20 protein-coding genes are annotated in these 25,346 nt (G+C 76.3%); 12 read left to right on the top strand and 8 right to left on the bottom strand.

Annotated features, from left to right (window positions below; genetic code table 11):
* Window positions 1-33: 33 nt before the first annotated feature.
* Together sucB and BM048_RS02825 are read left to right on the top strand one after the other, a co-directional pair.
* Window positions 34-1,887 carry a 2-oxoglutarate dehydrogenase, E2 component, dihydrolipoamide succinyltransferase gene (gene sucB, locus BM048_RS02830; protein ID WP_090030656.1) on the top strand — a complete coding sequence of 618 codons (1,854 nt, stop codon included), beginning with the start codon at window positions 34-36 and terminating at the stop codon, window positions 1,885-1,887.
* 170 nt (window positions 1,888-2,057) lie between these two features.
* A complete protein-coding gene (locus BM048_RS02825) occupies window positions 2,058-2,948 on the top strand; it encodes a TIGR01777 family oxidoreductase (RefSeq protein ID WP_090030654.1) in 891 nt (296 codons plus the stop codon).
* A 7-nt stretch (window positions 2,949-2,955) separates the two neighbouring features.
* Here the strand turns inward: BM048_RS02825 and BM048_RS02820 are convergent, their stop codons facing one another.
* From BM048_RS02820 to BM048_RS02810, 3 genes are all read right to left on the bottom strand, one after another.
* Entirely contained in the window at window positions 2,956-4,701 is a 1,746-nt protein-coding gene (locus BM048_RS02820; protein WP_090030652.1) for a protein kinase family protein, read from the bottom strand.
* A gap of 96 nt (window positions 4,702-4,797) precedes the next feature.
* The gene (locus BM048_RS02815) at window positions 4,798-5,946 is read right to left on the bottom strand and encodes a Gfo/Idh/MocA family oxidoreductase (RefSeq protein WP_239078570.1); all 1,149 of its coding nucleotides are present in this window, start codon (window positions 5,944-5,946) and stop codon (window positions 4,798-4,800) included.
* Window positions 5,947-6,049: 103 nt separating this feature from the next.
* Entirely contained in the window at window positions 6,050-6,898 is an 849-nt protein-coding gene (locus BM048_RS02810) for an LLM class flavin-dependent oxidoreductase (protein ID WP_239078571.1), read from the bottom strand.
* 90 nt (window positions 6,899-6,988) lie between these two features.
* On the opposite strand from BM048_RS02810, the gene lipB reads away from it, so the two are divergent.
* Entirely contained in the window at window positions 6,989-7,738 is a 750-nt protein-coding gene (lipB, locus tag BM048_RS02805; RefSeq protein ID WP_090030649.1) for a lipoyl(octanoyl) transferase LipB, read from the top strand.
* A gap of 9 nt (window positions 7,739-7,747) precedes the next feature.
* On the opposite strand, the gene BM048_RS02800 is transcribed toward lipB, so the two are convergent.
* Window positions 7,748-8,254: a flavodoxin domain-containing protein gene (locus BM048_RS02800; protein ID WP_090030946.1), complete on the bottom strand. Its 507-nt coding sequence runs from the start codon at window positions 8,252-8,254 to the stop codon at window positions 7,748-7,750.
* Between the two features lie 206 nt (window positions 8,255-8,460).
* Between BM048_RS02800 and lipA the strand changes: the two genes are divergently transcribed.
* Together lipA and BM048_RS02790 are read left to right on the top strand one after the other, a co-directional pair.
* Window positions 8,461-9,468, top strand: a complete 1,008-nt coding sequence (gene lipA, locus BM048_RS02795; RefSeq protein ID WP_090030647.1) for a lipoyl synthase — start codon at window positions 8,461-8,463, stop codon at window positions 9,466-9,468.
* Window positions 9,469-9,479: 11 nt separating this feature from the next.
* Window positions 9,480-10,202 carry a DUF4191 domain-containing protein gene (locus BM048_RS02790; protein WP_090030645.1) on the top strand — a complete coding sequence of 241 codons (723 nt, stop codon included), beginning with the start codon at window positions 9,480-9,482 and terminating at the stop codon, window positions 10,200-10,202.
* A 67-nt stretch (window positions 10,203-10,269) separates the two neighbouring features.
* Here the strand turns inward: BM048_RS02790 and BM048_RS02785 are convergent, their stop codons facing one another.
* Window positions 10,270-10,764, bottom strand: a complete 495-nt coding sequence (locus tag BM048_RS02785) for an RDD family protein (protein ID WP_090030643.1) — start codon at window positions 10,762-10,764, stop codon at window positions 10,270-10,272.
* 287 nt (window positions 10,765-11,051) lie between these two features.
* Between BM048_RS02785 and glnA (BM048_RS02780) the strand changes: the two genes are divergently transcribed.
* Window positions 11,052-12,476 carry a type I glutamate--ammonia ligase gene (gene glnA, locus BM048_RS02780; protein WP_090030641.1) on the top strand — a complete coding sequence of 475 codons (1,425 nt, stop codon included), beginning with the start codon at window positions 11,052-11,054 and terminating at the stop codon, window positions 12,474-12,476.
* A gap of 140 nt (window positions 12,477-12,616) precedes the next feature.
* On the opposite strand, the gene BM048_RS18025 is transcribed toward glnA (BM048_RS02780), so the two are convergent.
* On the bottom strand, window positions 12,617-12,778 hold the full coding sequence (locus BM048_RS18025; RefSeq protein WP_175499226.1) for a YdeI/OmpD-associated family protein: 162 nt from the start codon (window positions 12,776-12,778) through the stop codon (window positions 12,617-12,619).
* A gap of 432 nt (window positions 12,779-13,210) precedes the next feature.
* Between BM048_RS18025 and BM048_RS02770 the strand changes: the two genes are divergently transcribed.
* The 4 genes from BM048_RS02770 to BM048_RS02755 are packed head-to-tail and all read left to right on the top strand — an operon-like array spanning window position 13,211 to window position 18,146.
* The gene (locus tag BM048_RS02770; protein WP_090030637.1) at window positions 13,211-14,323 is read left to right on the top strand and encodes an S-(hydroxymethyl)mycothiol dehydrogenase; all 1,113 of its coding nucleotides are present in this window, start codon (window positions 13,211-13,213) and stop codon (window positions 14,321-14,323) included.
* Window positions 14,324-14,331: 8 nt separating this feature from the next.
* On the top strand, window positions 14,332-14,946 hold the full coding sequence (locus BM048_RS02765) for an MBL fold metallo-hydrolase (RefSeq protein WP_425319167.1): 615 nt from the start codon (window positions 14,332-14,334) through the stop codon (window positions 14,944-14,946).
* 52 nt (window positions 14,947-14,998) lie between these two features.
* The gene (locus BM048_RS02760; RefSeq protein ID WP_090030632.1) at window positions 14,999-16,855 is read left to right on the top strand and encodes a gamma-glutamyltransferase family protein; all 1,857 of its coding nucleotides are present in this window, start codon (window positions 14,999-15,001) and stop codon (window positions 16,853-16,855) included.
* A 49-nt stretch (window positions 16,856-16,904) separates the two neighbouring features.
* On the top strand, window positions 16,905-18,146 hold the full coding sequence (locus tag BM048_RS02755; protein WP_090030630.1) for an AI-2E family transporter: 1,242 nt from the start codon (window positions 16,905-16,907) through the stop codon (window positions 18,144-18,146).
* Here BM048_RS02755 and BM048_RS02750 read toward each other — a convergent pair.
* Together BM048_RS02750 and glnA (BM048_RS02745) are read right to left on the bottom strand one after the other, a co-directional pair.
* On the bottom strand, window positions 18,137-21,220 hold the full coding sequence (locus tag BM048_RS02750) for a bifunctional [glutamine synthetase] adenylyltransferase/[glutamine synthetase]-adenylyl-L-tyrosine phosphorylase (RefSeq protein WP_090030628.1): 3,084 nt from the start codon (window positions 21,218-21,220) through the stop codon (window positions 18,137-18,139). The two genes, BM048_RS02755 and BM048_RS02750, sit on opposite strands and share 10 nt — an antisense overlap.
* Window positions 21,221-21,250: 30 nt before the next feature.
* On the bottom strand, window positions 21,251-22,588 hold the full coding sequence (gene glnA, locus BM048_RS02745; RefSeq protein ID WP_090030626.1) for a type I glutamate--ammonia ligase: 1,338 nt from the start codon (window positions 22,586-22,588) through the stop codon (window positions 21,251-21,253).
* Window positions 22,589-22,605: 17 nt separating this feature from the next.
* On the opposite strand from glnA (BM048_RS02745), the gene BM048_RS02740 reads away from it, so the two are divergent.
* Window positions 22,606-24,435 (top strand): NAD+ synthase, encoded by a 1,830-nt coding sequence (locus BM048_RS02740; RefSeq protein ID WP_308439460.1) that lies wholly within the window; start codon window positions 22,606-22,608, stop codon window positions 24,433-24,435.
* Window positions 24,432-25,283, top strand: a complete 852-nt coding sequence (panB, locus tag BM048_RS02735) for a 3-methyl-2-oxobutanoate hydroxymethyltransferase (RefSeq protein WP_090030624.1) — start codon at window positions 24,432-24,434, stop codon at window positions 25,281-25,283. The genes BM048_RS02740 and panB overlap by 4 nt, the downstream gene beginning before the upstream one ends.
* Window positions 25,284-25,346 lie beyond the last annotated feature (63 nt).

Here is a 25,346-nt window from a genome sequence, read left to right as displayed (position 1 = left end):
GGCGCACCGACCTGCAAGGAGACACCACCGGTCATGTCGCAGAACGTGCAGCTCCCCGCCCTCGGCGAGTCCGTCACCGAGGGCACCGTCACCCGTTGGCTCAAGAGCGTCGGCGACACCGTCGAGGTCGACGAGCCGCTGCTCGAGATCTCGACCGACAAGGTCGACACGGAGGTCCCCTCGCCGTTCGCGGGCGTCCTCGAGAAGATCCTCGTCGAGGAGGACGAGACCGTCGAGGTCGGCGCCACCCTCGCCGTCATCGGGGACGGCAGCGGTGCCGGCGGCTCCGACGGCGCCGGTGACCAGGCCGGTGAGCAGGCCGGTGACCAGGCGTCCGGCCAGGACGAGCAGCCCGCGCCGGCCGAGCAGCCGGCCGCCGACGCCGCCGTCGCGCAGCAGCCGGTCGAGCAGCACGAGGAGCCGGCGCCCTCGTCGTCGCCCGACGCGTCGTCCGGTACGGGCGGGTCCGGCTCCGGCGGCGGCGCCGCCGGTGGCCAGGAGGTCACGCTGCCCGCGCTGGGCGAGTCCGTCACCGAGGGCACCGTCACGCGCTGGCTGAAGGCCGTGGGCGACACCGTCGAGGTCGACGAGCCGCTCCTGGAGATCTCGACCGACAAGGTCGACACCGAGGTGCCCTCGCCCGTGGCGGGCACCCTCCAGCAGATCCTCGTCGGCGAGGACGAGACCGCCCAGGTCGGCGCGGTCCTGGCGATCGTCGGCTCCGGCGACGCCGCTCCGGCCCCGGACCCGGCGCCGGCGGCCGTCCCCGAGCCCGCCGCCTCGACGGAGGCCCCGGCCGCCCCCGCGCAGCCCGCCCCCGCGCCGGCCGCGGCTCCCGCACCGGCCGCTGCGGCGTCGGCGCCCGTCCCCTCGACCCCGGCGCCCGCCCCCTCGACCCCGGCCCCCGCTCCCTCGGCCCCGGCGGCCCCCGCCGGTGGCGGCAGCTACCTCACCCCGCTCGTCCGCAAGCTCGCGGCCGAGAAGGGCGTGGACGTCGCGAGCCTGACCGGCACCGGGGTCGGCGGCCGCATCCGCAAGGAGGACGTCCTCGAGGCCGCCCGCAAGGCCGAGGAGGCGAAGGCCGCGCAGGCCGCCCCCGCCGTGGCCGCCGCACCCGCGGCGTCCGCGCCCGCCGCCGCGGCGGCACCGGCCGCGATCCCCGCCGTCTCGCCGCTGCGCGGCACGACGGAGAAGGCCAGCCGGCTGCGGCAGATCATCGCCGAGCGCATGGTCGAGGCCCTGCACTCGCAGGCGCAGCTCACCACGGTGGTCGAGGTCGACGTCACCAAGGTGGCGCAGCTGCGCGGTCGCGCCAAGGACGGGTTCAAGGCCCGCGAGGGCGTCAACCTCACGTTCCTGCCGTTCTTCGTGCTCGCCGCGGTCGAGGCGCTCAAGGCCCACCCGAAGGTCAACGGCGTGCTCGAGGGGAACCAGATCACGTACCACGGCCAGGAGAACGTGGCGATCGCCGTCGACACCGAGCGCGGGCTGCTGACCCCCGTGATCCGCGACGCCGGCGACCTCAACCTCGCCGGCATCGCGCGCAAGATCGCGGACCTCGCGGGCCGCACGCGCAGCAACAAGGTCGGGCCCGACGAGCTGAGCGGTGCGACGTTCACCGTGACGAACACGGGGTCCGGCGGTGCCCTCATCGACACGCCCATCGTGCCGGGCGGGACGTCGGCGATCCTGGGCACCGGCGCGATCGTCAAGCGTCCGGTGGTCATCACGGCGGACGGCCAGGAGGTCATCGCCATCCGGTCGATGTGCTACCTGAGCCTCTCCTACGACCACCGCCTCGTCGACGGCGCCGACGCGTCGCGGTACCTCACCGCCGTGAAGAAGCGGATCGAGGAGGGCGCGTTCGAGGCCGAGGTCGGTCTCTGACACCCCTGCACCACCCGCCTGCCCGACGAGCCCCGCACGCCCCGCGCGTGCGGGGCTCGTCCACTGCCGGCGACGGCGCCGGCGACCTCTCGCCCGCGTCGACCGCGTCCCCTGAGAGGCGGTGGGCCGCCGTCCGCGCACGGGCGGTGCCGCGCTCCTAGGGTGGCGCCATGCGCGTGGTGGTGGCGGGATCGCACGGACTCATCGGCGGCGACCTCGTCGCCCTGCTGCGGCGGGAGGGGCACCGGGTGCAGGTGCTCGTCCGCCGGCCCGCGTCGGGGCCGGACGAGGTCTCCTGGGACCCCACCGCCGGTCGGCTCGACGCGCGGGACCTCGTCGGGGCCGACGCCGTCGTCTGCCTGTCCGGGGCCGGGGTGGCCGACCGCTACCTCACGCCCGCCCGCAAGCGCGTCGTGGTGTCCTCGCGGGTCGACACCGCAGGGCTCGTCGCGCGCACGCTCGCCGGGATGGACGACGGCCCGCGCGTGCTGCTGCAGGCGTCCGGCATCGGGGCGTACGGCGAGCGGGGCGACGACCTGCTCGACGAGCACGAGCCGCTCGGCTCCACGTTCTTCGCCGACGTCGTGCGGCAGTGGGAGGCGGCCTCCGCACCGGCCGTCGCGGCGGGCGTCCGGGTGGCGTTCCTGCGGACGGGGATCGTCCTCAGCCCGCGCGGCGGCGCGCTGGGCAGGCTGCTCCCCCTCCTGCGGCTCGGCGTGGGCGGACCGCTCGGGTCCGGCCGGCAGTGGTGGAGCTGGATCACGCTCGTCGACGAGGTGCGCGCGATCGCCCACCTGCTGGAGGCGGACGTCTCGGGACCCGTCAACCTCGTCACGCAGGCGACGCGCAACGAGGACCTCACCCGTGCGCTGGCGAGGGCGCTGCACCGGCCGGCCGTCGTCCGGGCCCCCGCGGTGGCGCTGCGGCTGGCCCTGGGCGACTTCGCGCCGGAGGTCCTCGGGTCCATCCGCGCCGACCCCGCCGCGCTGCGGGCGAGCGGCTTCGTGCCCGCGCACGCCGATCCCGCCGCGGCCGCCGCCTGGCTCGTGCGCAACCGCTGACCGCGCCTCAGCCCGCGGTGTCCTCGCGCACCGACCACACGCGCCACCCGTCGTCCGTCCGCACCAGGTCGAGCACGACGGCGCTGTCGGGCGGCGCCGCCACCGCCTCGACCACGCCCCCCACGACCCGCTCGTAGGCGTCGGTGCGTGCCCGGACGAGGACGGACGCGTCGACGGGCCCCACCACGGTCGTCCCCGGCGGCACGGCCGTGGCCTCCAGCACGTCGACGCCGTACCCCCGCAGCACCACGCCCTCGAGCCGGCGCAGCAGGTCGGCGTCCGACGACCACGCCGGGCCGTCACGCACCTCCACCTCGGCGAGGGCGTCCAGCACCGCCGTACCGCTCCCGGCCGACCCGGCCAGGACGGCGGCACGACGCAGGGTGAGGTCACGTGCGGCCGCCACGGCACCGACGTCGGCTGCCTCGACGGCACCCTCGTCGACGGGCGTGACGGCCCCGTCCGCGCCGCCCGGCGCCGTCCGGGTCCCGTCGGGGGTCGCGGCGTGGGCCCCTGCCGCCGCGCGCGCGGGGACTGCATCCCGGGCGGCGAGGACGGAGCCCGTGGAGGCGGCCAGCACGACCGCCAGGCCCGTCACCAGCGCCACGCCGATCGTCGGCACCCGGAGCCCGAGGAGACGACCACGCCGCCGGCTCCGTCGGACGTCCCCGCGAGGGGTGGATCCGGTCCCGCCCGGCCCGGGACGTCGGCTGCCCCTCGCGGGGAGCGCGCCCGGCAGACCGCGCCGCGGGTCCCGCGGCAGGCCGTGCGGCCTATCGCGTTGCAGGTCGTGCGGCAGGTCGTACGGCAGGCCGTGCGGCAGGTCGTGCGGCAGGTCGCGCGGCAGGTCGCGCAGCGGGGTCGTCGGCGGCGTGGCACCAGGGCCCGCCGACCACCGTGGCCGCACCGCACGACGCCGGCGTCCGACCGCCGCCCGACCGGGCGCCGCCGGACCCGGCCCGCTGGGTCCCGCCGCCGACCGCAGCGCCTCGCGCGCGAGCAGCGCCGGGTCCGGGAGCCGCACGGCGGTGCCGGCACCGAGGCGACCGCAGGCGGCGGCCACCGCCCCGGTGCTCGGTGCCGCGGCGGCCCCGACCTGCCGCAGCGCCGACGCCAGGGCGGCGTCCTCCCCCGTCGCGGGCGCGGCGTGCGTCAGCACCGTCCGGACGAGGGCCCGCACGTCGTCGGCCGCGCTCGCGGCGCTGCTCAGGCACCCGCGGAGGTCCGCCAGCACCGGAAGGCCGTCGGGCCGGACGACGACCGCCGCGCCCGTCAGGTCGCCCACGGTGAGGCCGCGCCCGTGGAGCACCGCCAGCGCCAGGGCCAGGCGGAGCGCGACCGTGGCCGCCTCCCCCGGGTCCAGGGGTGCGCGGGCGTCGAGCAGGGACGTCAGGTCCGGCCCGGCGACCTGTGCGGTGAGCAGCGCGACGTGCGTCGGCCCCAGCCGGGCCGCCGCCCGCACGTCGACGACGTCCTCGTGGACGACGCCGACGAGCGCCTGGGCCGCTCCCAGCGCCCTGTCCTCCTCCCCGTGCGCCGGTGGTGGCACCGGCACGAGATGGAGCACGAGCCGCTCGCCCGTCGTCGACCGCGCCGCCCACGAGCCGCCGGCGGTGCGGGTCGGCCGGCCGCGCACGGCCGGGGGCTCCTGCGCGGCGTGCGGCCCGAGGAGCTCGACCCCCCAGTGCGCCGCCAGGGCCGCCACGTCCGTCGGGCCAGCCGGCTCCCCCGGTACCGCGCGCTCGTCGTCCACGGGCGCAGCCAACCGCACCTGCCCCAACCCGTGCCGCGCGCTGTCCACAACCCCGTGGGGAGCCGTCGGTGGGCGCGCCCCGGGCGGAGCCGACGGTCAGCGGGCCTCGGGCGACAGCCGGACGGGCCGGTCCTCCCCGGCCGACACGACGGCCGCGTCGAGGACCCGCGCCGTGGCCACCGCGTCCCACGGGTCGACCGGCACCGGCCCCGTCCCCCGGACCCACCGCTCCACGGCGTGGTAGAGGTCGACGTGGCCACCGGGCGCGCGAGGCACGGGCGTCCGCTCCGCACCGCGGACGAGCCAGCCCTCGTGCTCGAGGCCGAGATCCCCCGCACCGGAACCGTCGCCCGTGCCCGTGCCCGTGCCCGTTCCCGTGCCCGCGCCGAGCGCCTCGTCGAGCGCCTCGAAGGGCGTCGGCTCGCCCTCGAACCGGGTGACGAGGTAGGCGCCGCGCTCGCCGAGCACGCGGGTGCGCGGCCCGGGTGCCCCCACGAGCGAGCCCGCTTGCAGGTGGCTGACCACCGCGGGACCCCCGCCCTCCGGTGCCCGGTGCCGCAGTGCGAGGAACACGTCGTCGACCGCCGGAGTGGTGAGTGCGCGCAGCTCCGCGACCACCTGCTCGACCGGCCCGAAGAGCTGCACCGCCGCGTCCACCAGGTGCGCCCCGAGGTCCAGCAGCAGCCCGCCCGAGCGCGGGTCGTTCTCCTTCCAGCGGTCCTGCGGCACGGGGCGGTACCGCTCCCAGCGGCGCTCGAAGCGGTGCACGCGTCCGAGCGCGCCCTCGTCGAGCAGCCGCCGCAGGGTGAGCTGCTCGCCGTCCCAGCGCCGGTTCTGGAAGACCGTGAGGCGGCCGCCCGCCTCCGCACCGGCGGACGCGAGCGCCGTGGCCTCCGCGGTGGTGGTCGCCAGCGGCTTGTCGGTCATGACGTGCACGCCGGCCTGCAGGGCGGCCGCGACGTGCGCGGCGTGGTCGCCCGTCGGGCTCGCGACCACCACGAGGTCGAGACGACCGGCCGATCCCAGCAGGGCGTCGAGGTCGGGCACGACCGTGGCGTCCGGCCAGTCCTCGTGCACCTGGTCGGACCGGTGGCGCGTCACGACGTGCGTCACGTGCTGACCGGCGGCGCGGGCCAGCCGGGCGTGGATCCCGCGGCCCGCCCCGCCGTACCCCACGACGCCGATGCGCAGCGGTGCGTCGGCCCCCGCGACCGGATCGGTCCCGTCCGTCATGCCACTCGTCATGGCGTCACCCTAGGTCGACCTCGGCCTGCTCCCCGGCGCCGGCCCGCGCCGACCGGTGCCGACCGGTGCCGGCGGCCGGAGGACCTGGTCGGCCGCCACGCTCTCAGCCCGCGTGAGCCGGACCACGGCGGATGCGGGCGCGCAGGGCGTCCACCGTCGACCGCTCCTCGTCCCACGCCGACTCCACCCACCAGGTGGCCCCGGCGTCCGCGAGGGCCGCGAGGTGGTGGGCGGCGGCCGCCGGGTCGGCGGGGAGGACCCCCTGCAGCACGACCTCGTAGCCGTCGAGGGGCAGCCCCGCCTCGGCGCGCAGCGCCCGCACCGTCGCGACGAGCTCGGTCAGCGCGCCCACGTCCAGCTCGTCCTCCGTCCGCAGGCCCTGGGTGACGACGCCGTCCCACCGTGCCGCGCGTGCCAGCGAGCGGCGGCTCGGCCACGCGCCCACGACCCACACCGGCGGACGGGGCCGCTGGACGGGGAGAGGCCGCAGCTGCATCCCGTCGACGTCGTGGTGCGTGCCGTGGTGCTCGAACCGGTCGCCGCCGAACGCGAGGTCGAGGACGGCCAGCGCCTCGTCGAGCAGCTCGGCGCGCTCCCGGGGCGTGCCCGCCTCGCCCCGGACCGCCGCGAAGCCGCGGTCGTCGCCCACGCCGAGGCCGACGGGGAGGACCAGCCGCCCCTGCGAGAGGTGGTCGACCGTCAGCGCCTGCCGCGCCAGGACCCACGGCCGGCGACGGGCCGGCACGAACACCATCGCCCCCAGTACGACCCGTTCCGTGCGGACGGCCGCCGCGGACAGCAGACCCCACGGGTCGAACGTGTCGCGCGGGCCGATGTCCACCCCGTCCCAGCCGAAGAACCCGTCCCAGCCGTGCTCCTCCGCCGCCACCGCCAGGTCCACCACGTCGCGCGCACCGCCGCCCGACGCCACGATCCCGATCCGCACCGCCACCGCCTCCTCGACCCGTCGCCCACCGCCTCCCTCCCGACGCTAGACCGGGGCACCGACACGCAGCCGCGGCGCGGGGGTTAGCGTGAGCCGGTGGACGTCCTGGAGCTCGACCTCGGCGACCGGCTCGCGCCCTACGAGCCGACGTGGGAGCTCCAGCGGCGGCTGCACGCCGAGGTGGCCGACGGCAGCCGGCCCGGCACGCTCGTCCTGTGCGAGCACGAGAGCGTGTACACGGCCGGGCGGCGGACGTCGCGCCGCGAGCGTCCCGACGACGGCACCCCCGTCGTCGACGTCGACCGTGGCGGGCGCATCACCTGGCACGGGCCCGGGCAGCTCGTCGGGTACCCGCTGGTGCGGCTGGCCGAGCCCGTCGACGTGGTGCGGTACGTCCGCGCGCTCGAGGAGGCCCTCATCGCGACGTGCGCCGACCTCGGCCTGGCCGCCGGACGCGTCGAGGGTCGCAGCGGCGTGTGGTTCCCGGCCGACGCCGCCACGGGACGCCCCGAGCGCAAGGTCGCGGCGATCGGCGTGCGGGTGGCCCGTGCGACGACGATGCACGGCTTCGCGCTGACCTGCACGAGCGACCTCGCCGCCTTCGGCCGCATCATCCCCTGCGGCATCGAGGACGCCGGTGTGACGTCCCTGTCGGCGGAGGCCGGCCGGGAGGTGCCGGTCCGCGAGGTGGTGCCGCTCGTCGTCGGGCACCTCGAGCGCGTGCTGGCGCCCCTGACGGCGGTCGGGACGTCACCCGTGACCGCCGCCGTGACCGCCGCCGCGACCGCCGCCGTGACCGCCGCCGTGACCGCCGCAACGACCGCCGGGCCCGTCGCCGCCCGCTGACCGCGACGGTCAGACCCGCGCCGGGCGGCCCGCCAGGTCGCCCGCCACGTCCTGGGCCCACGCCCGGACCGCGGCCAGGTCGCGGAAGTCCCCGTCGGGCGAGCGCACCAGGGCGACGAGCGCCCGCTCGGACAGGCTCAGCCTCTCGTGGTCGAGCCGCCCCGCGAAGCACCGCACGTCCTCGGCGCCGACCCGGCGGGCGACCACGCCCACGTCGTCGGGCTCGTCGACGCCGCCCCGGGCGGGGTCCTGCAGCGGCCCCGACCAGAACAGGTGCACCCGCCGCGCACGCAGCTGGGGCCCCTGCCGCTCGACGAGGTGCCGCAGCGCCACGGCGAGCCGGCCCACGTACACCGCCGAGCCGAGCACCACCGCCTCCCACGGCCCGACGTCCTCGACGTCGTCGGGCGGCAGCTCGTCCACCGTGTGGCCGTGCTCCCGCAGCACCTGCGCGACGAGCGCGCCCATCTCCGCCGTCGCGCCGTGCCGCGACGCCACGCTCACCAGCACCCGCACCGGGACCACCTCCGTCGTCGGACGCGGGCCCGGCCGCGCTGCCGGGACGACCCGCGCGTCCCTCGACGATCCCTGCGCTGCGGAAGACCTGCCAGGGACGGAGGTCCCGTGCCTCCCGGCGGCGGCCCGACCGTCCTGTCCCCGGGCGGCTGAGACCGCTCCCCGCCGCGCGGGGCACGTCCCCGGCCGGCGGTTAGGGTGATCCGGTGACGATCGCACCCGAGGGCCGCCGCATGCTCCGCGTCGAGGCACGCAACGCGGAGACGCCCATCGAGAAGAAGCCCGAGTGGATCCGCACGCGCGCGACGATGGGCCCGGAGTACAGCGAGCTCAAGGGCCTCGTGAAGCGCGAGGGCCTGCACACGGTGTGCGAGGAGGCCGGCTGCCCCAACATCTTCGAGTGCTGGGAGGACCGCGAGGCGACCTTCCTCATCGGGGGCGACCAGTGCACCCGCCGCTGCGACTTCTGCCAGATCGACACGGGCAAGCCCGCCGCGCTGGACACCGACGAGCCGCGCCGCGTGGCCGCTTCCGTCCAGGCGATGGGCCTGCGGTACGCGACCGTCACCGGCGTCGCGCGCGACGACCTGGCCGACGGCGGCGCCTGGCTCTACGCGGAGACCGTCCGGCAGATCCACGCGGTGAACCCCGGCACGGGCGTCGAGCTGCTCATCCCCGACTTCAACGCCGTGCCCGACCAGCTCGCCGAGGTCTTCTCCAGCCGCCCGCAGGTGCTCGCGCACAACGTCGAGACCGTCCCGCGCATCTTCAAGCAGATCCGGCCCGGGTTCCGGTACGAGCGCTCGCTGTCGGTCATCACGCAGGCCCGCGAGGCGGGGCTGGTGACCAAGTCGAACCTCATCCTCGGCATGGGCGAGACGACGGAGGAGGCCGAGGCCGCCCTGGCGGACCTGCACGCGGCCGGCACGGACCTCGTGACGATCACGCAGTACCTGCGGCCCAGCGTGCGGCACCACCCGGTGGCGCGCTGGGTGCGCCCGGAGGAGTTCGTCGCGCTCGCGCAGGTCGCCGAGGAGCTCGGGTTCGCGGGTGTCATGTCGGGTCCGCTGGTCCGCTCGTCCTACCGCGCCGGCCGGCTGTGGGGGCAGGCGATGGTCCGCCGCGGTCTGCCGATCCCGGAGGAGCTCGCGCACCTGGGGCGGCCGACGACCAGCCGCCAGGAGGCGGCCAGCCTGCTCGCCCGGGGTCGGTAGACTCCGGCCCCATGGCGAGGCAGAGCGGGGCGGCACCGGAACCGACGGCGAAGGCGCCGAAGGTCAAGAAGCGGCGGTGGTACCACCAGCTGTGGCAGGTCTTCCAGATGACCCGCCGGCAGGACCCGGCGATCACGCCGATCCTGCTCGGGACCATCGCCGTGGTGCTGCTGCTGGCGGTGGTCATCAGCCTCCTGACGGGCTCCTGGCTCTGGTTCGTCGCGCTGCTGCCGTTCGCGGTGCTCGCGCCGATGGTCGTGCTCGCGCGTCGTGCGGAGACCGCCGCGTACACGCAGATCGAGGGGCAGCCCGGGGCCGCCATGGCCGCGCTGGGCACCATCCGCCGCGGCTGGTCCTTCACCCAGGAGCCCGTCGCCGTCGACCCGCGCTCCCAGGACCTCGTCTTCCGCGGCGTCGGGCGGGCCGGGATCGTCCTCGTGAGCGAGGGCCCGGCGGGCCGCGCCGCGCGGCTGCTCGAGGCCGAGCGCAAGCGCACCGCGCGCGTCGTCAACGGCGTGCCCATCCACCTCGTGCAGATGGGTGACGGCGAGGGGCAGGTGCCGCTGCGCAAGCTGCCGCGCACCGTGCAGAAGATGCGTCCGACGCTGACGAAGCAGGAGGTCGGCGAGGTGACGAAGCGGCTCACGGCGCTCGGCGCGGCCCGGCCGCCGATCCCCAAGGGTGTCGACCCCTACCGCACGCGGCCGGACCGCAAGGGCGCGCGCGGCCGCTGACGGGGGTTGCCGGCAGGGGCCGCTGGTCCGCCGCCGGAGCCGCTGTGCAGGCCGCTCGACAGGTCGTTCAGCGGCGGACGATGACGGTGCCGGCGGCCGTGTCGTGCAGCCCGCGCCCGTCGCCGTCCCGCACCACGGCGGGCACGACGAGGCACAGCAGCACCGTGCGGACCAGCGCGCGCAGCAGGCCGACCCCCGCGACGGGGCCGGAGGCCGCGGACGCCCGCTCCGGCGCGGGCACGACCCGCAGCCCCAGGAGCCGGTGGCCCAGCGTCGTCCCGAGCGTGCCGACGAGCAGCACGTTCTCCACGGCGAACACCGCGAGCGTGGCGAGCGGCTCCCCCCGCTGGAGCGCGAGCCCCGTCGCGGCGGCGGACGGGAAGAACGCCGCCGAGACCAGCAGGCAGGCCAGCCAGTCCACGGCGAGCGCGGCCAGGCGCCGTCCGAGCCGGGCCGGCGACCCGGGCCCGGACGCCGGCAGGCCCAGGCCCTCCCCCGGCCGGCCGCCGCCGCCCCCCGGTCCGCCCTCGAGCCACGAGCCGACGTCCTCACGCGATGCCACGGCGTCAGCGTAGGTGGCGGACCTGACACCCGACCGGGCGACGCCTCGCGCACGCCGGTGGCGCCGCCGGCACGCCTCGCGGTGGCATAGTGCGGGCCACGGGCGCGGCGACCACGGGCACCGTCCCCGGCGGCGCGCCGGGGACGGCCGCGGTGTCGTCGCCCGTAACACGAGGGCGTCGTCTGTAACGCGGCCGAAACACCCGCTGCACGGGCGGGTAACGCGGCGCTCGTAGCGTCTGCCCTGGCCTGGACGAGCGCGTCCACCACCGACCGAGGAGCATGCGGATGTTCAAGGAGCCGGACGAGGTCCTGGCGTTCATCAAGAACGAGGACGTCAAGTTCGTCGACGTGCGTTTCTGTGACCTGCCGGGCGTGATGCAGCACTTCAACGTGCCCGCCCAGTCGCTGGACGCCGACTTCTTCACCGACGGCCAGATGTTCGACGGGTCCTCGATCCGCGGCTTCCAGGCCATCCACGAGTCGGACATGAAGCTCATCCCCGACGTCTCGACGGCCTACGTCGACCCGTTCCGGGTCGAGAAGACGCTCAACATCAACTTCCACATCGTCGACCCGTACACCGACGAGCCCTACTCGCGCGACCCGCGCCAGGTGGCCGCCAAGGCGGAGGCGTACCTGCGCTCGACGGGCATCGCCGACACGGCGTTCTTCGCCCCCGAGGCCGAGTTCTACATCTTCGACGACGTGCGCTTTGAGACGAAGCAGCAGGCGTCCTACTACTACATCGACTCCATCGAGGCCGCCTGGAACACGGGCCGCGTCGAGGAGGGTGGCAACCTCGGCCACAAGACGCCCTACAAGGGCGGCTACTTCCCCGTCCCGCCGGTCGACATGTTCGCCGACCTGCGCGACCAGATCTCGCTGCAGCTCGACGCGCTGGGCCTCGGCGTCGAGCGCGCGCACCACGAGGTCGGCACGGCCGGCCAGGCGGAGATCAACTACCGCTTCGACGAGCTGGCCAGGTCCGCGGACAAGGTGCAGCTCTTCAAGTACGTCGTGAAGAACGTCGCGCACGCCGCCGGGAAGACCGCGACCTTCATGCCCAAGCCGCTCTTCGGCGACAACGGGTCCGGCATGCACGTGCACCAGTCCCTGTGGAAGGACGGCCAGCCGCTGTTCTTCGACGAGAAGGGCTACGGCGGCCTGTCCGACCTGGCCCGCTGGTACATCGGCGGCCTGCTCAAGCACGCGCCGTCGCTGCTGGCGTTCACGAACCCGACGGTGAACTCCTACCACCGCCTGGTGCCGGGCTTCGAGGCGCCCGTCAACCTCGTCTACTCGGCGCGCAACCGCTCCGCGTGCATCCGCATCCCGGTGACGGGCTCGAACCCGAAGGCCAAGCGCATCGAGTTCCGCGTGCCGGACCCGTCGTCCAACCCGTACCTGGCCTTCGCGGCCATGCTCATGGCGGGCCTCGACGGCATCCAGAACCGCATCGAGCCGCCGGAGCCGGTCGACAAGGACCTGTACGAGCTGCCCCCCGAGGAGCACGCCCTCATCCAGCAGGTCCCCGGGTCGCTCGCGGAGGTCCTCGACAACCTCGAGGCCGACCACGACTTCCTCACGGCCGGCAACGTCTTCACGCCGGACCTCATCGCGACGTGGATCGACTACAAGCGCTCGCACGAGGTGGACCCGATCCGCCTGCGCCCGCACCCCCACGAGTTCGAGCTGTACTACGACGTCTGATCCCCTCCCGGGCGGCCCCGCCGCACCGGACGGGCACGTCAGCCGTGACGACGAGGCGGGTCCCCTCCCCGGGGGCCCGCCTCGTCGTCCGTGCGCCCCGTGGCGCCCGTCGTCCCGCCCCTCGTCCCGCCCGTCGTCCCTCACAGCGTGGCGAGCAGCTCGGGGATGCGGCGCGCACGGGTCGTCGCCGTCGCCGCCGCCGCCAGCGGCACCAGGAGCCGGCGCCGGACGGCCGGTCGCCGAGCCGTCCACCGGTCCTCGAGACCGGCCTCGGCGAGCGCGGCCGCGAGGTCCGGCGGCACGGGCACGTCGTCCGGGTCGGAGGGCGCCAGGCGGCAGGTGACGGGCGCCCGGCCGCGCCGCCGATCCGCCGCAGCAGCGCGGCGCCGGTCCACACGAACGGCCCGTCGACCACCGGCGCGCGGGTGATGGCGAGGTCGACGGGCGCGTCGTCGATCGTCCCGGCGACGCGCCGGGTGCCCGCCCGGCGGGCGGCCTCGACGAGCTCCGGCGGCAGGCGCACGATCGTGTACCGGTGGCGTCCCCAGTGCAGCGGCTCGACGAGCGCGTCGAAGGACACCACCTGCGGCTCCCCCGCCGGTGTCGTCGGGTCCACCGTCCCAGTGTGGCGCAGGGCCGGTGGGCGGGCACGGCCCTGGGGTACCGGCCGCTGCGGCCCTCGGCGGCGAGGGCTACGGTGCGCTGGACCCCATCGCGCAGCCCCAGGAGGACCCGTGCCGTACACCGTCAAGGGCGTCGTGGCCCGTGCCCAGGGGCAGCCCGTCGAGACCGTCGACGTGGTCGTGCCCGACCCGGGCCCGGGCGAGGCCGTCGTCGACGTCCTCGCCTGCGGCGTCTGCCACACCGACCTGCACTACCGCGAGGGTGGCATCTCGGACGACTACCCGTTCCTGCTCGGCCACGAGGCGGCCGGCACCGTGGCGGCGGTCGGCGAGGGCGTCACGCACGTCGCGGTCGGCGACCGCGTGGTGCTCAACTGGCGCGCCGTGTGCGGCGAGTGCCGGGCGTGCCGCCGCGGCGAGCCGCAGTACTGCTTCGCCACGCACAACGCGGCGCAGCCCATGACGCTCGTCGACGGGACGCCGCTGTCCCCCGCCCTCGGCATCGGCGCCTTCGCGGAGAAGACCCTCGTGCACGCGCTGCAGTGCACGAAGGTCGACGACGACGTCGACCCGGCCGTCGCGGGCCTGCTGGGCTGCGGCGTCATGGCCGGGATCGGTGCCGCGGTGAACACCGCCCCGGTGCGGCGCGGCCAGACGGTCGCGGTCATCGGGTGCGGCGGCGTCGGCTGTGCCGCGATCGCCGGTGCGGTGCTGGCCGGGGCCCGCCGGGTCGTCGCGGTCGACATCGACGAACGCAAACTGCGTTGGGCACGGGAGCTCGGTGCCACGCACGTCGTCGACTCCTCCGGGCTCGACGAGGACGGCGTCGTGGCCGCCGTGCAGGAGCTCACGGACGGCGTCGGCGCGGACGTCGTCATCGACGCCGTCGGCCGGCCCGAGACGTGGCGGCAGGCCTTCTACGCGCGGGACCTGGCCGGCACGGTCGTCCTCGTCGGCGTCCCCACGCCCGAGATGCAGCTGCAGGTCCCCCTGCTCGACGTGTTCGGCCGCGGGGGCGCGCTGAAGTCCTCCTGGTACGGCGACTGCCTGCCGGAGCGCGACATCCCCGCGCTGCTCGAGCTGCACAGCCACGGCCGCCTGCCGCTCGACGCGTTCGTCTCCGAGCGCATCGGGCTGGACGACGTCGAGGCGGCGTTCGCGACGATGGGCCGCGGCGAGGTCCTGCGGTCGGTCGTCGTGCTCGGGGCGGGGGCGGACCGGTGACGGCCCGCGTGGACCATCTGACGACGACCGGGACGTTCAGCCTCGACGGGCAGACCTTCGACGTCGAGAACAACGTGTGGGTCGTCGGGGACGACGACGAGTGCGTCGTCCTGGACGCCCCGCACGACGTCGAGGCGATCGTCGCCGCAGTGGGCGAGCGCGACGTGCTCGCGATCGTCTGCACGCACGCGCACGACGACCACGTCCGCCGCGCGCCCGAGCTCGCGGAGCGCCTCGACGCCCCGGTGCTGCTGCACCCGGCGGACCGGCCGGTGTGGGAGCTGACGCACCCCGGCGTGCCGACCGTGGACCTGCACGACGGCGAGGTGCTGGACGTGGGCGGCACCACCCTGCACGTCCTGCACACCCCGGGGCACACCCCCGGGGCGGTGTGCCTGCACGCCCCGGAGCTCGAGACGGTCTTCACCGGCGACACGCTGTTCCAGGGCGGGCCCGGCGCCACCGGCCGGTCGTTCTCGGACTTCCCGACCATTGTCGCGTCGATCCGGGACCGGCTGCTCACGCTGCCCCCCGGCACGCGCGTGCTCACCGGCCACGGCGGCTCGACGACGATCGGCGACGAGGCGCCGCACCTGCAGGAGTGGCTCGACCGCGGCCACTGACACGGCCACCCCTCACCGTGCGGGCCGGCACGAGCGCGGGCAGTGTGGTCGGATGCCCCCGGTCACCCCCGCGCACACCACCCGCCCGGAGCTCGTCGGCACCCTCGGCATGGTCGCCTCCAGCCACTGGCTCGCCTCGGCCAGCGGGATGGGGGTCCTCGAGCGGGGCGGCAACGCGTTCGACGCCGCCGTCTGCGCCGGGCTCGTCCTGCACGTGGTGGAGCCGCACCTCAACGGGCTCGGCGGGGACGTCCCCGTCATCGGGTGCCGCGCCGGCTCCGGCGAGCCGTTCGTCCTGTGCGGGCAGGGCACGACGCCGGCCGCGGCGACACCCGCCGCGATGGCCGACCTCGGGCTCGACGTGGTGCCGGGCACGGGGCACCTCGCCGCCGTCGTGCCGGGCGCGTTCGGGACGTGGATGGACCTGCTGGCCCGCTACGGCACCTGGCGGGTGCGTGACGTGCTGGAGCCGGCGATCGGCTACGCGCGCGACGGCTTCCCGCTGCTGCGGCAGGCCTCGGCGACGATCGCCCGGGTCGCCGACCTCTTCCGCGACCACTGGCCGACCTCCGCCGCGCTCTGGCTGCCCGACGGCGACGTCCCGGCGCCGGGCAGCCGGTTCCGCAACCCCGACCTCGCGGCGACGCTCGAGGCCCTGGCGGCCGCCGCCGACGCGCACGCGGACCGCGAGGCCGGCGTCGAGGCCGCCCGGGCCGCCTTCTACGAGGGCTTCGTCGCCGAGGCCGTCGGCCGGTGGCTGGAGCGGCCGGTGCGCGACTCCTCCGGCCGGGACCACGCCGGCCTGCTGACCGCCGACGACCTGGCGGCGTGGCGCGTGCGGGAGGAGGCGCCCGCGACCGTCGACTTCGCGGGGACCACCGTCGCGAAGACCGGGCCGTGGGGGCAGGGACCGGTCCTCCTGCAGCAGCTGCGCCTGCTCGAGGGCCTCGACCTGGCCGACACCGCCCCGGGCAGCGCGGAGCTCGTGCACGCGGTGACCGAGGTCGCCAAGCTCGCCCTCGCCGACCGGGACGCCTGGTACGGCGACCCGGACCACGCCGACGTCCCGCTCGCGGCGCTCCTCTCCCCCGCGTACGCCGACGAGCGGCGCGCCCTCGTCGGTCCGCGGGCGGCGGACGGGCTGCGCCCCGGCGCGCCGGACGGACGGGCGCCGCGCCTGCCGGCCCTCGTCGTGGACGCCGCCGACGCCCCGCGCGGCAGCGGCGGCGCCGGGACGGGGGAACCCACCTTCGCACCCGTCGCACCGCCCGAGGACGTGCCCGACGACCTGCCCGACGACCTGCCCGCAGCGGACGGGACCCCGCGCGGGGACACCTGCCACCTCGACGTCGTCGACCGCTGGGGCAACGTCGTGGCCGTCACGCCCAGCGGGGGGTGGCTGCAGAGCTCGCCCGTCGTGCCCGGGCTCGGGCTGCAGGTCTCCACGCGCGCGCAGATGCTGTGGCTCGAGCAGGGCCTGACCTCGTCGTGGGGCCCGCGACGACGGCCGCGCACGACGCTGTCCCCGACGCTGGTGCTGCGCGACGGGCGGGCCGTCCTCGCGTGCGGCACCCCGGGCGGCGACCAGCAGGACCAGTGGCAGGTGCCGTTCCTGCTCAACCACCTCGTCTACGGCATGGACCTGCAGGCGGCCATCGACGCACCGTCGTGGCACACCACCCACCTGGTCTCGTCCTTCGACCCGCGCGTCGTCGAGCCGCTCGGCCTGCACGCCGAGGAGCGGCTGGGCCCGGACGTCCTCGACGACCTGCGCCGCCGTGGGCACCGCGTCACCGTCGCCCCGGCGTGGTCCCTCGGGCGGCTGAGCGCGGCCGGCACCCGGCCCGACGGCATGCTGCGCGCCGCGGCCACCAGCCGGTCGATGCAGGCGTACGCGGTGGGGCGCTGACGCGGCGCACCGCCGCCGTCCCGGCACGTCGGGCGCTACGGTCACGGTCATGAGCACCCCGGCCCGTCCAGGCACCGGTCCCGGGGCCGGCACGGGACGTACCGGCTCCACAGCGGTCTCCTCCCCCGCGCTCGCGCGCCGCGTGCTCGAGGCCCGCCGTCCGCCGGCGTGGCTGCCGCGCGCCCTCGTCATGGCCGTCGTCGCGGTCTTCGCCGGGCTCCTCGTCTGGCGCGCGCTCGGCCAGCTCGGCAACGTCCTGACGATCGTCGTCGTCTCGTGGTTCCTGTCCCTCGCGCTCGAGCCCGCCGTGGCGTGGCTCGTGCGGCACCGCTGGCGGCGGGGCCTGGCCACGGGCGCCGTCATGCTCGGCACGGCGCTGGCGGTCGCCGCGGTGCTGGCGCTGTTCGGCAACCTCTTCGTCGAGCAGCTCGTCGCGCTCGTGCAGTCGCTGCCCGCCCTGTACGCCGACCTCGTCGCGCTCGCCGACCGCCGCTTCGACCTGCAGCTGCCCGCGGTGGACGCGCTCCTGGCGACGGTCGCGTCCCGCTGGCAGACGCTGGCCCCGGGGCTGCTGGGGGTCGGCTCGTCGCTGGCTGGGTTCCTGTTCAACGCCTCCGCGGTGCTGCTCGTCACCTACTACATGACCGCGTCCGGGCCCCGGTTCCGGGCGGCCGTCCTGCGGTTCTTCGTCCCGGCGCGCCAGCGCGAGCTGCTGCGGCTGTGGGAGGTTTCGCAGGAGAAGGTCGCGGGCTTCCTCGTCTCCCGGGTGGCGCTGGCCGCGATCTCCTCGGTCGCGACCTTCGCCGTGCTGACGGCCCTGCGGGTGCCCTACGCGCTGCCGATGTCCGTCTTCACCGGCCTGGTCTCGCAGTTCGTCCCGACGATCGGCACGTACATCGGCGGTGCGCTGCCGGTCCTCGTGGCGCTGACGGTCTCGCCCCTGACGGCGCTGCTCGTCGTCGGGTTCCTCGTCGCCTACCAGCAGCTCGAGAACGTCGTCCTGTCCCCCCGGCTGTCGCAGCGGTCGCTCGACATCAACCCCGCGGTGGCGTTCCTGTCCGTCCTCGCGTTCGGCGCCGTCTTCGGCGCGCTGGGTGCGTTCCTGTCGCTGCCCGCCGCGGCGACGATCCAGGCGGTGTCGTCGACGTACGTGCGCCGGCACGAGCTCGTCGACCCGACCCTGCTGGAGGAGGACGCCGGCACCCAGCGCGAGCGCGCCGAGCAGGCCGCCCGCCGGGAGGCGGCCCGAGCGGCCGCGGAGGACGCGCCGGCCCCCGGCGCTCAGCCGTAGAAGAGCCGCTCGACGACCGCCCGCGCCCGCCGTGCCGTGCGCAGGTAGTCCTCCTCGAGGCGCGCGCCCGACCCCGGCGGGTAGCCGCACACACGCGCGAGCCCGGCGAGCGCGGTGTGGTCGTGCGGCAGGACGTCCGCCACCGCGGCGTCGGTCCGCCCCGACCACAGCACGGCGGCGTCCCGCAGCCGGGAGGCCAGGAGCCACGCCTCGCGCAGCAGGGTCTCGTCCTCCTCGGCGAGCAGCCCGGCCGCCCGCGCGGCGTCGAGCGCCTCGAGCGTGCCGGTGGTCCGCAGGGCCGGTCGGGCGTGCGCGTGCTGCAGCTGGAGGAGCTGGGCCGTCCACTCGACGTCGGCGATGCCGCCGCGACCGAGCTTCAGGTGCCGGGTCGGGTCCTGGCCGCGCGGCAGCCGCTCGGACTCCACCCGCGCCTTGATGCGGCGGATCTCGCGCAGGTGGGCGGGGTCCAGCCCGTCCGCGGGGTACCGCACGGGGTCGACGAGGGCGACGAACCGCTCGCCGAGCCCCTCGTCGCCCGCGACGGGCCGCGCGCGCAGCAGCGCCTGCGCCTCCCAGGGCGAGGACCAGCGGCCGTAGTACTCGGCGTAGGAGCGCAGGGAGCGCACGAGCGGGCCGTTGCGGCCCTCGGGGCGCAGGTCCGCGTCCACCGCGAGCGCGGGCTCCGGCCCCAACGAGCCGACCATCTGCCGCAGGGCGGTCGCCACGCCCAGCGCGAACTCCTGCGCCGACCCCTCGTCGTCGCCCGTCGGCTCGTGGACGAACAGCACGTCCGCGTCCGAGGCGTAGCCCATCTCACGCCCGCCGAGCCGCCCCATGGCGACGACGAGCAGACGCGCGGGGTCGTCCGAGCCGTCCACGGCACGCCCCCGCTCGGACCGGACCCGCGCGAGCGCGACGCGCAGGGCGCCGGCCAGCAGCACGTCGGCCGTCGCGGTGATGCTCCGCGCCGCGCCCGTGCCGGCCACCGCCGTCCCGTCGACCGTACCGAGGACGTCCGCCGCGGCCGTGCGGACGAGCTCCCGGCGCCGCAGCGCCCGCAGGGCCGTCATGGCCGGCTCGACCTCGACGGCACGCGTGAGCACCGCGTCGGCCTCGGCGGCCAGCCGGTCGGTGCGCGGCTCGAGGTCCCCGTCGTGGCCGAGCCACGCCACGGACTCCGGCGACCGCGCCAGGCCGTCCGCGACGTACCGCGACGTCGACAGCACCCGCGCGAGGCGCCGCGCCGCGGTCCCCGAGTCGCGCAGCATCTTCAGGTACCAGTGCGTGCCACCCAGGGACTCCGACAGCCGGCGGAACGCGAGCAGGCCGCCGTCGGGGTCCGGCCCGTCGGCGAACCACCCGATCATCACCGGCAGGAGCTGACGCTGGATCGAGGCGCGACGGGAGACGCCGTCCGTGAGGGCCGCGAGGTGGCGCTGGGCGCCGACGGGGTCCCGGTAGCCGACCGCCGCCAGCCGCTCGCGGGCCGCCTCGGGGGCGAGCGCCGCGTCGGCGGTCGACAGCCGGGCCGTCGCGGGCAGCAGCGGCCGGTAGAACAGCTCCTCGTGCAGGTGCCGCACGTCGCGGCGCACGGACCGCCACCGCTCCAGCAACCCCTCCACGCCCTCGGTCCGCAGCCCGACGGACCGGGCCAGCCGCCGCAGGTCGGCCTCGGCCGTGGGCAGCAGGTGCGTGCGGCGCAGCCGGTGCAGCTGGAGGCGGTGCTCCATGACGCGCAGGAACCGGTAGTGCACGGCCAGGCGGGCCGCGTGCTCGCGCCCGACGTAGCCCCCGGCGGCGAGGTCCGCGAGCGCGGTCAGCGTGCTCCCCGAGCGCAGCGTCGGGTCCGTCCGCCCGTGCACGAGCTGCAGCAGCTGGACGGTGAACTCCACGTCGCGCAGGCCGCCGGCAGCGAGCTTGATCTGCCGGTCGGCCTCGGCCCGGGGCACGTGCTCCTCCACGCGGCGCCGCATGGCCTGGGAGTCCTCGACGAACCGGTCGCGCTGCGAGGCCGACCACACGAAGGGGGCGACCGTCGCGAGGTAGGCGGCCCCGAGCTCGCGGTCCCCGGCCAGCGGACGCGCCTTGAGCAGGGCCTGGAACTCCCACGACTGCGCCCAGCGCTCGTAGTAGGCCCGGTGCGAGGCGAGCGTGCGCACGAGCGGGCCGTTCTTGCCCTCGGGCCGCAGGGCGGCGTCGACCGGCCACAGCGCCGGCTCCCCCGCGGGGACGGAGCAGACCCGCGCGAGCCCGGCGGCCAGGCGCGCCCCCACGGCCAGCGCCTCGTCCTCCGGGACGCCCTGGACCGGCTCGGCGACGTAGACGACGTCCACGTCGGACACGTAGTTGAGCTCCCGCCCACCCGTCTTGCCCATGCCGATGACCGACAGCCGCACGCCGGCGCCGTGGTCGGGCAGGTCGGCGCGGGCCACGGCCAGCGCCGCCTCGAGCGCCGCCGCGGCGAGGTCCGCCAGGGCCGCCGCGACCGCGGGCATCGGCGTGAGCAGGTCGGCGCCGGACACGTCCGTCGCGGCGATGCGCAGCAGCCGGCTCCGGTAGGCCCGGCGCATCGCGTCGGTCCCCTCGGCGCCGCCGCGCGCGGCCACCGGGACGTCCGCCGCGGGGTCGGCGCCCACGGCGGTGAGCAGCTCCGCCCGGACGGCCGCCACGGGAACCGCCGTCCCCGGGGTCGGGTCGGCCACCACCGCGAGGTCCTCCGGGTGCGCGGCCAGCCAGTCCCCCAGCGCGGCCGACGCCCCCACCACGGCCAGCAGGCGCCGCCGTGCCGGTCCCTCCGCCCCGAGCACCTCGGCCAGCAGCCGGCGGTGCGCGGGTGTCCGGCCGGCCGCGCCGGCGATCTTGGCCAGCGCGAGCAGCGCCCCGTCGGGGTCCGCGACCTCGGTGAGCGCACCGGGCAGCCACGGCTCCGGGTCGGGCAGGACCTCGACGAGCGCGGCGTCGGCCAGCAGCCGCAGCGCCCGGGGCGTGTCCGCCACGCCCGCCCGCGTCAGGCGGGCCGGCAGCGTCCGCTCGCGGCCGGCCGGGGCCGCCGGTGCGGCGGGGGTGGTGCTCACGACGGGCGCCGGGGTGGGGTCGCGGTCACGTCACAGGCGGGGCAGGAAGCGCTGCAGCTCGTACGGCGTCACCTGGGCGCTGTACTCCTTCCACTCCTGGCGCTTGTTGCGCAGGAAGTAGTCGAAGACGTGCTCGCCCAGCGTCTCGGCCACGAGCTCGGACCGCTCCATGACGCCCAGCGACGCCTCGAGCGAGGACGGCAGCGGCTCGATCCCCATGGCCCGGCGCTCCGCGTCGGTCAGCTCCCACACGTCGTCCTCGGCCCCGTCGGGCAGCGCGTAGCCCTCCTCGACGCCCTTGAGCCCGGCGGCCAGCAGCACGGCGAAGGCGAGGTACGGGTTCGTCGCCGAGTCCAGGCCGCGGTACTCGATGCGGCTGGAGTTGCCCTTGCCCGGCTTGTACAGCGGGACGCGGACCAGCGCCGAGCGGTTGTTGTGGCCCCAGCAGACGTAGGACGGCGCCTCGCTGCCGCCCCACAGGCGCTTGTAGGAGTTCGTGAACTGGTTCGTCACCGCCGCGATCTCCGCGGCGTGGCGCAGGATGCCGGCGATGAAGGCCCGACCTGTCTTCGACAGCTCGAGCTCGTTGCCCGGCTCGTGGAAGGCGTTGCGGTCGCCCTCGAAGAGGGACAGGTGCGTGTGCATGCCGGACCCCGGCTGGTCGGCCAGCGGCTTGGGCATGAAGGAGGCGAAGACGCCCTGCTCGAGGGCGATCTCCTTGACCACCGTCCGGAACGTCATGATGTTGTCGGCCGTGCTCAGCGCGTCGGCGTAGCGCAGGTCGATCTCGTTCTGGCCCGGGCCCGCCTCGTGGTGGGAGAACTCCACCGAGATGCCCATGGACTCCAGCATGGTGATGACGGCGCGCCGGAAGTCGTGCGCCGTGCCGCGCGGCACGTGGTCGAAGTACCCGCCCTGGTCCACCGGCACGAGCGGCCGCGACGGGTCCGCCGGCGCCTCGAAGAGGTAGAACTCCACCTCGGGGTGCGTGTAGAAGGTGAACCCCGCGTCGCTCGCCTTCGCCAGCGCGCGCTTGAGCACCTGCCGGGAGTCCGCCGACGAGGGCTCGCCGTCGGGGTTGAGCAGGTCGCAGAACATGCTGGCGGTGCCGTGCCGCTCCCCCCGCCAGGGCAGCACCTGGAACGTCGTGGGGTCCGGGCGAGCGATCATGTCGGCCTCGTAGACCCGGGTGAGGCCCTCGATGGCCGAGCCGTCGAAGCCGATGCCCTCCGCGAACGCCGACTCGAGCTCGGCCGGGGCGACCGCCACCGACTTCAGCACACCGAGCACGTCGGTGAACCAGAGGCGGATGAAGCGGATGTCGCGCTCCTCGACCGCGCGGAGCACGAACTCCTGCTGCCTGTCCATGGGGGTCATCCTGCCCGATGCGACGCGCTGCCGGGCGCCGCGGCGCGGCGTCGGTGGTCGTGGCGTCGGTGGTCGTGGCGTCGGTGGTCGTGACGTCGGTCGTCGTGACGTCGGTGGTCGTGACGTCGGTCGTCGTGACGGCGGTGGTCGTGGCTAGGCTCGCGGGCATGGCAGGACTGCGCATCGCCCTGGCCCAGGTCGACACGTGGCTGGGCGACCTGGCCCGCAACGCGACGACGGTGCTCGACGCGTGCCGGGCGGCGCACGCGGCCGGCGCGCGCCTCGTCGTGCTCCCGGAGATGGCGATGACCGGCTACCCGGTGGAGGACCTGGCCCTGCGGCACTCCTTCCGCGCCGCGACGGCGGCCGCCGTGGACCGCGTGGCGGCCGCGCTCGCCGACGAGGGCCTGGGCGAGCTCGTCGTCGTCGTCGGCACCATCGGGGAGAAGACCGCCCGGGAGCACGAGGGCGCACCGGAGCGCCCGACGAACCGCGCGGCGGTGCTGCACCGCGGCGAGGTGCTGCGGACGTACGACAAGCACCACCTGCCGAACTACGGGGTCTTCGACGAGTTCCGCGTCTTCACCCCGGGCGACGAGGACTGCGTGCTCGAGGTGGACGGCCGGCGCGTGGGCCTGGTCATCTGCGAGGACATCTGGCAGGAGGGCGGCCCCGTGGCCCGGCTGGCCGAGGTCGGCGTCGACGTCCTCGTCGTGCCGAACGCGTCCCCCTTCGAGGAGGGCAAGACCGACGTGCGCACGGCGCTGGCCGCGCGGCGGGCGCAGCAGCTCGGGGCGCCGCTGGTCTACACGAACCTCGTCGGCGGGCAGGACGACCTCGTCTTCGACGGCGGGTCGTTCGTCGTCGGGCCGGACGGGCGGATCCTGGCCAGCGCGCCGCAGTTCGTCGAGCACCTGCTGGTGTGGGACCTGCCCGAGGCGGGCGAGCCCCTCGCGGACGGCCCGCAGGTGCCCGACCTGACGCCCGACGAGGCGGTGTACCGCGCGCTGGTCACCGGCCTGGCGGGGTACGTGCGCAAGAACGGGTTCCGGTCCGTGGCGCTCGGCCTGTCGGGCGGCATCGACTCGGCGCTCGTCGCCGCGATCGCCGCCGACGCGATCGGCGGGGAGCACGTGGTCGGGGTGTCGATGCCGTCCGTGTACTCCTCGGAGCACTCGAAGGACGACGCCGCCGACCTCGCCGCCCGGATCGGCGCGGACTACCGGGTCCAGCCCATCGCGCCGATGGTCGAGGCGTTCCAGGGGCAGATGCACCTCGAGGGGCTCGCGGAGGAGAACCTGCAGGCCCGCGTCCGCGGCGTGATCCTCATGGCGCTGTCCAACGCCGAGGGGCACCTCGTGCTCGCCACGGGCAACAAGACGGAGCTGGCCGTCGGGTACTCGACGATCTACGGCGACGCGGTGGGCGGGTACGCGCCGCTCAAGGACGTCGACAAGTCGCGCGTGTGGTCGCTGGCGCGCTGGCGCAACCACGCCGCTCTCGACGCGCGCTTCCGGCCGGACGAGCTGGCGCCGATCCCGGAGTCGTCCATCACGAAGCCGCCGTCGGCCGAGCTGCGGCCGGGCCAGGTCGACCAGGACTCGCTGCCGCCGTACGACGTGCTCGACCGGCTGCTCGACGCGTACGTCGAGCACGCCGAGGGGCGCGACGAGCTGCTGGCCCGCGGGTTCGAGGCGGACATGGTGGACCGGGTCGTCACGCTGGTCGACCGCGCCGAGTGGAAGCGGCGGCAGTACCCGCTGGGGCCGAAGGTGACGGCCCTGGCGTTCGGGCGCGACCGGCGGCTGCCGGTGACGACGCGCTGGCGCGAGGAGATGGGCCGATGAGCGAGGGCACGACGAGCGGGGCGGGCGGGGCGGGCGCCACCGCACCGCCGCGCCGGGTGCGCGTGCACCACCTGCGCCAGGCCAAGGCCGAGGGCCGACGGCTGACGATGCTGACGGCCTACGACGCGGTGACGGCCCGTCTCTTCGACGAGGCCGGGCTGGACCTGCTGCTCGTGGGCGACTCCATCGGCAACACGATGCACGGGCACGCGACGACCCTGCCGGTGACGCTCGACGAGCTCGTCGTCGCGGCCCGGTCCGTCGCCGGGGCGACACGACGCGCCCTCGTCGTGGCGGACCTGCCCTTCGGCTCCTACGAGGCCGGGCCGGCGCAGGCCCTGGCCTCGGGCGTGCGGATGCTCAAGGAGGCCGGCGTCGCCGCGGTGAAGATCGAGGGCGGCACGCGGATCGTGCCGCAGGTCGAGGCGCTCACGGGGGCCGGCGTGCCGGTCGTCGGGCACCTGGGCTTCACGCCGCAGTCCGAGCACCTGCTGGGCGGCCCGCGCGTGCAGGGCCGCGGGCAGGAGGCCGCGGACCGCCTCACCGCCGACGCCCTGGCGCTGCAGGAGGCGGGCGCGGTCGCGGTCGTCCTCGAGATGGTCCCCGCGCCCGTCGCGGCCCGCGTCACCGAGGTGCTCGAGGTCCCGACCATCGGCATCGGCGCCGGCGCGGCGTGCGACGGGCAGGTGCTCGTCTGGACCGACATGGCCGGGATGACGGGGTGGAGCCCGCGCTTCGCCCGGCGCTTCGGCGAGGTGGGCGCCGCGCTGACCGCCGCGGCGGAGGCCTACGCGGCGGCTGTGCGGGACGGCGGCTTCCCCGGTCCCGAGCACACGTTCGAGCGGTAGCCGCCGTCGTGGCGCGGCGGGCCGCCCTCGTGGCGGCGGCGGTGGCGGCCGGTCCGGTGGCGC

The organism is Cellulomonas marina (genome assembly GCF_900111925.1).
Taxonomy (GTDB): Bacteria; Actinomycetota; Actinomycetes; order Actinomycetales; family Cellulomonadaceae; genus Cellulomonas; species Cellulomonas marina.
The sequence above is the reverse complement of the archived record's forward strand: the minus strand, read 5'-3'. Positions and strand labels throughout refer to the sequence as shown.